Below are 311 nucleotides of genomic sequence, written 5' to 3'. Positions count from 1 at the left end.
GAATGCACTAGCCGATTGGCGATTTGACCGGACCGACCCTGTGCCTTCTCCTGCTCCAGCGCATTGACCAGCTCGACCGTCGAGAAGAAGCGAACCCGCTTATGATGATGCTCGATCGCCTGGATACCCAAAGCGGTCGCAATGTGGGTTTTTCCAGTGCCGGGTCCGCCGACCAGAACGATGTTGTTGGCTTCGTCGAGGAAGTCGCATCGGTGGAGCTGGCGCACGAGCGCCTCGTTGACCTCGCTGCTTGAGAAGTCGAAGCCGTTGAGATCACGATAGGCTGGAAAGCGAGCCGTCTTGAGCTGATA

The 311-nt window shown here is 58.2% G+C and carries 1 protein-coding gene; it reads right to left on the bottom strand.

Features of this window, described 5'->3' with window-relative positions; all coding sequences use genetic code 11:
• On the bottom strand, positions 1-311 hold a 311-nt coding region (locus CEV33_RS00115; RefSeq protein ID WP_167388064.1), incomplete at both ends, for an ATP-binding protein.

This window comes from Brucella grignonensis, from assembly GCF_002252505.1.
Lineage (GTDB): Bacteria > Pseudomonadota > Alphaproteobacteria > Rhizobiales > Rhizobiaceae > Brucella > Brucella grignonensis.
The sequence above is the reverse complement of the archived record's forward strand: the minus strand, read 5'-3'. Positions and strand labels throughout refer to the sequence as shown.